The organism is Streptomyces sp. 8L (assembly GCF_020176795.1).
Classification (GTDB): Bacteria; Actinomycetota; Actinomycetes; order Streptomycetales; family Streptomycetaceae; genus Streptomyces.
Window position 1 is genome coordinate 1 of sequence record NZ_JAIUKE010000755.1, and the last position, 3168, is coordinate 3168.

Here is a 3168-nt window from a genome sequence, read left to right on the forward strand (position 1 = left end):
CCGCCCGCCCGACCCCGGCGCGCAGCGCCGCCGCAACCCGGTCCGCCACCCCGGTACGGTCCTCCTGCGCGCGCAGCCCCAGCAGCAGCGGCACCCGGCCCTCCACCGGCCGCACCCCGAGCAGCACCGGGACGCCCACCGACGCCAGTTCCTCCAGCACCGCCCTCGCCAGCACCGCCCAGTTGCCCGACGGGGCCGGCTCCGGCGCGAGCCGCATCACCACCGGCAGCAGCGGGCCGCCCCCCGGCCTGAAGCCGAGGACCCCGGCCTGCCGCGGCGCGTCCTCGGGCGAGACGCGGCCCTCCGCGAGATCCGTGAGGAAGTCGCCCCGGCCGCGCGCCGCGAGTTCCTCCTCCTGGCGCGCCTGCATCAGCACCACCGCCAGGGTGCCCGCGGCCCGCTCGGCCGCCAGCCGGTGCACCGGGCCGAGCGGCGCAGGCACGGCGGGGATCACCAGCCGCGCCCGTACGGCCCCGGTGCCGCCGGTGCCGCCCGCCACATCCACCAGCACGGACCCGGCGGGCGGGGACGGCCTCCGGTCCGCGCGCCCGCCGCGCAGGCCCTCCCACACCGCGAGCGGGTCGGCGGCGGCCGTTCCCGCGCCCGAAGACGCCTCGGGCGCCGCCGCGTACAGCAGCCGCCCCTGCGCCGTCTCCAGGAAAACGGGCCCCGCGGAGAAGTCCGCGAGGACGCGCAGCACCCTGGGGATGCCGCCCCCGTCCAGGAGCGCCCGCGTGCACCGGCCGTGCACCTCCTCGGCCTGCCGCAGCAGCGCGTAGTGGCCGTTGACGATCTCGGTGTGGATCTCCTCCGTGACCGACACGAACGCCACCTCGCGGTGCAGTTGGACGAGCGGCAGCCCGGCCGTACGGGCCGTCTCCACCAGCGTCCGGGGCAGCCGGTCGAAGCGCGGCCCGAGCTCCACCACCAGCGCGGCGATGCCGCGGTCCGCGAGGCGCCGCACGAACGCCCGCTGCTCGGCGGGCCGCGAACCGAGCCCGAGGCCCGTCGTCAGCAGCAGCTCGCCGCCCTTGAGGAGCGAGGCCATGTTCGGCACCTCGCCCGCGTGCACCCAGCGCACCGTCCGGTCCACGTGCCCGGCCCCCGCGACCACTTCGGGCAGCCCGCCGCGCAGAGCCGGCAGGTCCAGCGCCCGCCGTACGGTGATGCCGCCCCGAGCGTCCATGCCGGGACCCTACCCGGGCCCGTGTTGCCGGGGCATCTCGCGCGGATGACAGGCGGACGCCCGGGGCGGCACGCACCCGGCAGGCCGTCGCGCGCGGCCGGGTTTTCCGTGACCACCTGCCGGTTGCGGGTCTTGCGGCGGCTCGGGAAGATCGCCGACCATCCGCAGGACACGATGTGCCGGGGGACCGGTGGCGGTCGCGGACCCGTGCGGTACGGGCCCCACCGCACGGGCCCGCACCCGGCCGAGGAAGGCGACCCACCCCATGGCAGCAGGCAGCACACAGCAGGACACCGCACCCGACGGCGCAGCGGCGCCCCAGGTGCACCGGCTCAAGGCCAACTCCGTCGGCCTGGCGGGCGTGGTCTTCATGGCCGTCGCCACGGCGGCGCCGATCACCGCGATGACGGGGAACCTGCCGATCGCGGTCGGTTTCGGCAACGGCGACGGCGCGCCCGCCGGCTACCTCTTCGCCACCGTCGTCCTGACCGTCTTCTCCGTCGGGTACGTCGCGATGGCGAAGCGCATCACGGCGGCCGGCGCCTTCTACGGCTACATCTCGCACGGCCTCGGCCGGATCGTCGGCATGGCGTCCGGGCTGCTCGCCGTCCTCGCGTACGTCGTCTTCGAGGCGTCGATCGTCGGCGTCTTCTCGTACTTCGCCCAGACCACCGTCCGCGACCAGCTCGGCGTGGACGTGCCGTGGGTCCTGTACGCGGCGGTGATGCTCCTCGTGACGGGCGTGCTGTCGTTCTTCGACATCAACCTCACCGCGCGGGCGCTCGGGGTGATGCTGGTGCTGGAGATCGCCGTGCTCTTCGCCGTGGCCACCGCCGTCCTCGTACGCGGCGGCGGCCCCGACGGCATCCCGCTCGCGCCCGTCGACCCGAAGAACGCCTTCACCGGCACCTCCGCGGGGCTCGGCCTGTTCTTCGCGTTCTGGTCCTGGGTCGGCTTCGAGTCGACGGCGATGTACGGCGAGGAGTCGCGCAACCCGAAGCGCGTCATCCCGCGTGCGACCCTGATCTCCGTCGTCGGCGTGGGCCTCTTCTACATCTACGTGTCGTGGATGACGATCGCGGGCAACGGCCTTTCCGGCGCGGTGGACGTCTCCGCGGGCGCGAACCCGCTGAACCTGTTCTTCCATCCGGCGCGGGTGTTCATCGGCGCGTGGGCCGTCGACGCCTTCCAGTGGCTGCTGATCACCGGCTCGTTCGCCTGCGGCATGGCCTTCCACCAGTGCGCGTCCCGCTACCTCTACGCGATCGGCAGGGAGGGCTTCCTGCACCCCGCGCTCGGCCGCACGCACCCGCGGCACGGATCGCCCTACCTCGCGTCCTTCGTCCAGTCGGTGATCGCGGTCGGGATCGTCGCCGCGTTCTGGGCGACCGGCCAGGACCCGTACACGAACCTCTACACCCTGCTCGCGATCCTCGGCACGATGGCGATCCTGATCGTGCAGACGCTGTGCTCGTTCGCGGTGATCGGCTACTTCCGCACCCACCACCCCGAGGACCGGCACTGGTTCAGGACGTTCACGGCCCCGCTGCTGGGCGGCATCGGGATGATCGTCGTGGTGGTGCTGCTCGTCCTCAACCTCGACACGGCGGCGGGCACGGCCGCGGGATCGCTGTTCTTCACGCTGATCCCGTGGATCGTCGGCGTGGTCTTCTTCGGCGGCCTCGGCCTCGGGGTGTGGCTGAGGCTGCGCGATCCGCGGCGCTACGAGCTGATCGGCCGGATCGTCCTGGAGGACGCGGTGGAACGCGCCGACGGGTAGCGGGCGGACGGCGCGGACCCGCGGCGCGGGCGGACGGCCGGGACCTCCACGGCCCCGGACCCACGGCCCCTCCCGGACCCACGGCCCGGGCGGTGGGGGGGGGGGGGGGGGGGGGGGGGGGGGGGGGGGGCCCGCGCCCCCCCCCCCCCCCGCGCGGGCCCCCCCCCCGGGGGGCCCCCCGCGCGCGGGCGCGCCGGGCGGG

At 75.3% G+C, this 3168-nt stretch carries 2 protein-coding genes; one reads left to right on the forward strand and one right to left on the reverse strand.

Going from position 1 to position 3168, the window contains the following annotated elements:
• Positions 1-1186: PucR family transcriptional regulator ligand-binding domain-containing protein (locus tag LCE31_RS38290; RefSeq protein ID WP_225022792.1), on the reverse strand; the 1186-nt coding region annotated here is incomplete at its 3' end.
• A 265-nt stretch (positions 1187-1451) separates the two neighbouring features.
• On the opposite strand from LCE31_RS38290, the gene LCE31_RS38295 reads away from it, so the two are divergent.
• Positions 1452-2966, forward strand: coding sequence for an APC family permease (locus LCE31_RS38295; RefSeq protein ID WP_225022793.1), 1515 nt, complete (start codon positions 1452-1454; stop codon positions 2964-2966).
• Positions 2967-3168: the final 202 nt, after the last annotated feature.